We start from the raw sequence: 6,032 nt of genomic DNA on the forward strand, positions 1-6,032 counted from the left end.
AGGAAAAGGTGGGGGTGATGGGCGAGGCGGGGCGGGTGACGTTGCTCGCGTCGCCCCCCCCCCCCCCCCCCCCCCCCCCCCCCCCACGCGGTGTTCCGGCCGGGATCGTCACCAGCGCTCGGAGGTGGCGATCTCCACCAACTGCTCGACGGTCAGCGGCGGGTGCGGGCCCAGCACGGGGCCTTGGCCCTTCGGCGACTTGCGGTTGCTGACGTGCATGACGAACACGAGGCCGTCGGGGCGGGTGAGCTTGACCTCGTTGGTCAGGCCCGAGCCCTCCAAGCCGAACTGGCTGGTGGCCAGCGACGAGCCGTCGGGCAGCTCTCGCATGGTGCAGCTCGGCTCGTCCGGCAGGGCGCACTGGGCCTTCTCGCCCGCGGTGCCCGGGTACATCAGCAGGTCGAAGCCGCCGGTCACGCCGCCCGCGGTGAGCGTGCCGCCGATCGACGACCCGATCTCCGTGGTCGGCTTGGGGTCCAGGTTGCTCGGCGCACCCGTGGGCGGGCGGTCCGGCAGGGTCCACCTCGACGCGCCGGGCCCCGTCTCCGTCACCACGAACGTCGCCAGGTCGCCGAGGACGGCACGCAACCGCTCCGCCAGCAACTCGGGCGTCTCGTGGGCGGGAGGCGGCGGCGCGGGCGTGGTGGTGACGGGAGGCGCGGTCGAGGACGTGCCGGGTGGGGCGGCCTGCGTGACGGGGTCGTTGTTCGGCACGAGCAGCACCGCCCCGGTCGCCACACCGGCCACCACGGCCGCCGCGAGGGCGATCGGCGCCAACCGGACGCCCGAGCGGGACGCGGCGGCCCGCGTGCGCGGCGGGGTGTCGAGCGACGTGCGGGCGGTCGCGGCGTCGGCGCGCCGTTCGAGTTCCTCGAAGGCGTCGTGGAGCGCGCGCAGGTCGGTCATCTCGTCTCCTGGTAGGCGTGGGGGTTGGCGGTCAGGTCGACGCGGAGGGTCGCGAGCGCCCGGGAGATCTGGCTGCGCACCGTCGTCACCCGGCAGCCCAGCTCGGCGGCGATCTCGGCGTCGGGCAGGCCGGCGTAGTAGCGCAGCACCACCGCCGCCCGCTGCCGCCGGGGCAGGCGGGCCAGCCTGCGGATCATCGCGTCCCGCTGCGCCCGGTCGTCGGCTCCGTCGCCGACCGGCACGTCCGGGAGGACCTCGGCACTCGGTGACGTGCGGGCCAGTCTCCGCCGCCACGACAGGTACTCGTTGACGACCATCCGCCGCACGTAGGCGTGCGGCTCGGCCATCACCGAGATCCGGTCCCACCGCTCGAAGGCGCGGCCGAGCACGTCGCTGACGATGTCCTCGGCCAGCCACGTCTGGCAGGTCAGCACGGTGGCGAACCGCATCAGCGCCGGACGCCGCCCGACCACGTACTCACCGAACTCCATCGGCGCTCTCCCGATCGGCCACTTGGCTTGTGATCACGCTCCTCAACGGGGAACCCGGCCGATCCGTTGCACGTCGTGGCGAAGAACTCTCCGGCGCAACACGATCACCTCTCGTGACGTCTTCGTGACGAAGGGCGCACGCACCCGCCCTCGACGGAGGAGGATTACACGTGAGAACGATGCTGTCCGGGTTGGTCGTCGCGGTGTTGGTCTTGTCGGCCACGCCGGCGCACGCGAGCGACCCGGGCCCGGGGCTGGGTGACCCGTACTTCCCGCGCGCCGGCAACGAGGGCTACGACGTCCAGCACTACGACCTGCGGCTGTCCTACGAGCCGACCACGGACGTGCTGACCGGCACCGCGACCATCCGGTTGACCACTTTGCGGGAGATGTCCGGGTTCTACTTCGACTTCTGGCTGCCCGGTCGGTGGGCCAAGGTGGACGGGCGTGACGTCGGCGCGGCGCAGCACAACGGCCAGCTGCTGGTGGGGGCGGGCGGCGACGTGCCCGCGGGCGCGTCGGTGACGGTGGAGGTGGGGTACTCGGCGTCACCGTCGTGGACCCATGCGGAGTCGCCGATCACGAAGTGGCGGCGGACCGCGGACGGCGCGCTGGCGATCGCCGCGCCGACGATGTCCCCGTGGTGGTACCCGGTCAACGACCACCCGAGCGACAAGGCCACCTACGACGTGTCGATCTCCGTGCCGACCGGGGTGGAGGCGATCTCCAACGGCGCGCTGGCCGGTGTAGAGCCGGGGGCCGACGGCCGGACCACGTGGCACTGGGTCGGCGACCGGCCGCAGGCGCCGCACGTGACGTTCCTGGCGATGGGCCAGTTCGACGTGCGGCGGTCCACCACGGCCGACGGCAAGCCGGTCGTCAACGCCTACTCGACCGCGTTGACCGGCACGGCGGCGAGGGAGAGCGTGGAGCGCACGCCGGAGGTGGTGCGGTTCCTGGAGGACAGGTTCGGCCCGTACCCGATGGGCGAGCTGGGCGGTCTGGTCACGCCGTACCGGTCGTTGCCGCTGGAGACGCAGACCCGGCCGGCGTACCCGGCGGGCGCGTTCCGCGACGGGCCGAACACCTACGTCGTGGCGCACGAGATGGCGCACCAGTGGTTCGGCAACTCGGTGACGATCAGCCGCTGGAGCGACATCTGGCTGAGCGAGGGGTTCGCCACCTACGCGGAGTGGCTGTGGTCGGAGGCCAACGGCGAGGGCACCGCGCGGGAGATCGCGGACTGGACGTACCGCTACTACGCCGACGACCACGAGATCTGGGACGTGGCCGTGGCCGACCCGACGCCGCGGTACCTGTACGGCGCGGCGGTGCACGAGCGCGGGGCGCTGGCGTTGCACGCGTTGCGGACGGAGGTCGGTGACGAGGTGTTCTTCCGGACGCTGCGGACGTGGGCCGAGCGCAAGGCGCACGGCAACGCCACGTCGGCCGAGTTCGCCGCGTTCGCGGAGGAGGCCGCGGGCCGCGACCTGGACGACCTGTTCCGCACGTGGGTGTTCAGCGCGGGCAAGCCGGTGATCGCCGGCGTGCCGACAACGCGCGAACCGGCGTCTTTCGACCGGATCAACCGCCGCTGACGGAGCCCGGCTGCGCGAGGTGTGCCGCCTCGCGCAGCCGGCCCGCCACCTCGGCCGCGAGAGAGAGCCGGCGAAGGACTCCTCGGGTGTCGGTGTCGGGGTCCCTCAGGCCGCGTAGGTGGCGTCCTGGGCCGTGCGCACCACCTTCCGCGCCTCGTCGGCGGTGAGCAGGCCCGCCGAGACCCACGTCGTCGCGGTCGCCTGCACGCGCTGGACCAGGTGCCCCTTGGCCCGGAACGGCGCGGCGGCCCACACCTCGTCCAGGAACGTGGTCCCGTCGGCCCGGCTCGGGTTCGCCACCCCCGAATCACGCCCGCCGAACGCGATGCGCGGCTCACGGCGGTGGAAGTAGACGTGCGTCGGGTCCTCCGTGCCCTCGAAGAACGGCGCGAACTCGACGCCGTCGAGCACGTGGTGCAGCGGCTTGCCCGGCACCGGCGCCAGGCTGGGCAGCAGGTCGCCGGACAGGCCCGCGTTGCGGTACAGCCCGAACTCCAGGAACGTGCGGCGGGCGTCGCGCGCGACCAGGTTGACCGGGCCGAGGAACAACGTCTGCGTGGCCGGGTCGTCCAGCGCCCGCTCCACCCGCAGCCGGAACGGGATGGACACCCGCACGGTGTCACCGCCCCGCCACGTCCGCGACACCGTGAAGTACGAGCCCGGCACGGCCTCGCCCGGCACCCGCTCGCCGTTGACCGACACCCGGAACCCGGCGGCCCACCCCGGCACGCGCAGGTGCAGGTCGAACCGGCCGCGGCCGTGCACGTTGATCGTCGAGCCCTCCTCGACCGGGTAGTCCGTGGTCTGCGTGACCGTGACGCCCTTCGCCGCCCACTTCAGCGTGGACGCGCTGTAGAGGTTGACGTACAGCGCGCTGCCGTCGGCCTTGGCGAAGTACACCGAGTCCTGGTACTTGGTCGCGCTCTCGATGCCGGTGCCCTCGCAGCACGTGGTGCCGGCCTTCGGCGTGTAGTCCCGCACGTGGCCGGGCACCAGTCCGATGAAGTACGTGACGAGCGGCTTCTCCGCGTCGGCGCGGTCCTGCTTGGACCCGAGCACCTGGTTGTACAGCGCGCGTTCGTAGTAGTCCATGTACTTCGGGTCCTGCTCGTGGAAGAACAGCACCCGGCTGAGCTTGAGCATGTTGTGCGCGCAGCACGTCTCGGCGTTGGTGTCGCTCAACGTGCCCGCGATGCTGCCGCGCGCCCGCCAGAACTCGCCCGTGCTCGTGCCGCCGATGCTGTACATCCTGGTCGGCACGACCATGTCCCAGAAGTTGCGCGCCGCGGTCAGGTAGCGCTGCTCGCCGGTCTCGTCGTGCAACCGCACCATGCCGGTGAGGATCGGGATGTGCTGGTTGGCGTGCAGGCCGTCGAGGACGTCCGTGCCCGCCGCGCACGAGTCGATGAGCCGGTCCAGGTCGAACAGCCGGGCCAACGCCAGGTGCTCGGCCTTGCCGGTGATGGCGTGCAGGTCGCAGATCGCCTCCACGATGCCGCCGAACTCGCCGCTGGAGAAGATGCCCCACATCCGCTGCAACGTGGCCTTCGGCAGCTTCGACAGCCGCGAGTGCATCCAGTCGCACAGGCCGCTCGCGAGGTCGAGCGCGCGTTCGTCACCGGTGCTGAGGTAGGCGTCGAGCAGGCCGCGCAGGATCTTGTGCGCGGTGTAGTACGGGGCCCACACGACGAAGTAGTTGCCGGCGGTCATCGACTCCAGCGTGATGAACTGCGTCTCCGGGTACGCGGCGAGGTAGCCGGGGTGGCTCGGGCCGCTCCAGTTGCGCCGGAACGTGGCGTGCTGCCCGCGCCCGGACGCGTCGGCGATCGTGGAGCCGCTCGTCTCGTCGAACGAGTAGGACGCCAGGTCGCCCCGCGAGGGGGTGTGCTGGAGCGCGGCGATCTCGTCGGCGCCCAGCGCCCGCGACCAGAGGTCCACCTGGTCGAACGCGCCCGCGAACGGGGGGTCGGCGGCGAACTGGGAGTTGCCGAGCCAGTGGTTGCGCAGTCTGCCGAGCGTGGCCGGGTTGTGCGTCATGTTCGGGTTCACGCCGACCCGCGTGCCGTTGACGTAGAGGGAGCCGGTGGTGCCCTCGATGGTGACCGCGAGGTGGCTCCACCGGCCCACGGGCAGCGGAGCGACGCCGTCGATCACCTGCTCGACGCCGGGGCCGTCGGGCGTGATGGCGAAGCGCGGCACGTTCAGGTGGCAGCGCGGCGTCAGGAACATGTAGCGGGACACGTCGTTGCCGAAGTCGAACACCCGCGACCACATGGTGTCGTGCTCCGGCTTGACCCAGGCGGAGATCGTGATGGCCCGTGAGTCCGCCAGCACGGTCGGCGGCAGGTCGAAGATCTGGTAGCTGCCGCGCGGGTTCTCCACCGCCGTGCCGAACCTGCCGGGCACGCTGCGCAGCACCGGGTCGTGCCGCAACGCCTCGCGCACCTCGACCAGGGCGCCGACCGCGTAGCGGATCTTGTCGGCGTAGACCTCGTCACCGGTGCCCGCGTACGCCTGCGACAACATGGTGAGGAAGTGCCCGGTGTAGTGGCCGCGCAGGTTGCCGTTCGCCTCGCCGTCCAGCCCTTCCCAGCCGCCCGGCGCCACCGCGCCCCGCGTCGACAACCCCGCGTTGGCGCGGAAGACCTGCAACAACCGGTCCACGTCGTACTCGCGGCCGTAGTCGAGCACCAGGTCCCGCTTGGCGGCGAAGAGGCCGTCGCCGAGCGCCACCTCGTCCAGCGCGAACGGCCGGACCCGCCACGCCGCCGGCGGTGGCAGGGCGGACGCCGGGGCGACGGGCTCGGCCGCCGCCACCGCCCGACCTGCGGCGGCGGACGCGACCAGGGGAGTCGCCGCCGCCACCGCCGTGGCGCGGAGGAACGCTCGCCGGTCTACGGGCTGTGCCATGGGATACCTCTCCGGGGGAACGGGAACTGCGAGGGGAGCGGGGGGGGGGGGGGGGGGGGGGGGGGGGGGGGGAACAGGGGGAGCGGAAAGCGGCGGCGGGGGAGCTGGGGTCGTTGCCGCGGCCTCT

At 72.4% G+C, this 6,032-nt stretch carries 4 protein-coding genes; 1 reads left to right on the top strand and 3 read right to left on the bottom strand.

Translation table 11 applies throughout. The features are described 5' to 3' along the window. Positions 1 to 108: 108 nt before the first annotated feature. Both ACZ7GX_RS44925 and ACZ7GX_RS44930 read right to left on the bottom strand, forming a co-directional pair. Positions 109 to 906 carry a hypothetical protein gene (locus ACZ7GX_RS44925; protein WP_498786785.1) on the bottom strand — a complete coding sequence of 266 codons (798 nt, stop codon included), beginning with the start codon at positions 904 to 906 and terminating at the stop codon, positions 109 to 111. Then, positions 903 to 1,397, bottom strand: a complete 495-nt coding sequence (locus ACZ7GX_RS44930) for a SigE family RNA polymerase sigma factor (RefSeq protein ID WP_498786786.1) — start codon at positions 1,395 to 1,397, stop codon at positions 903 to 905. The genes ACZ7GX_RS44925 and ACZ7GX_RS44930 overlap by 4 nt, the downstream gene beginning before the upstream one ends. A 179-nt stretch (positions 1,398 to 1,576) precedes the next feature. Between ACZ7GX_RS44930 and ACZ7GX_RS44935 the strand changes: the two genes are divergently transcribed. Further along, a complete protein-coding gene (locus ACZ7GX_RS44935; protein WP_498786788.1) occupies positions 1,577 to 2,995 on the top strand; it encodes a M1 family metallopeptidase in 1,419 nt (472 codons plus the stop codon). A 105-nt stretch (positions 2,996 to 3,100) separates the two neighbouring features. Here the strand turns inward: ACZ7GX_RS44935 and ACZ7GX_RS44940 are convergent, their stop codons facing one another. Further along, entirely contained in the window at positions 3,101 to 5,905 is a 2,805-nt protein-coding gene (locus ACZ7GX_RS44940; protein ID WP_498786787.1) for a beta-L-arabinofuranosidase domain-containing protein, read from the bottom strand. Between the last annotated feature and the right edge of the window lie 127 nt (positions 5,906 to 6,032).

Source organism: Actinosynnema sp. NPDC037264 (genome assembly GCF_055603705.1).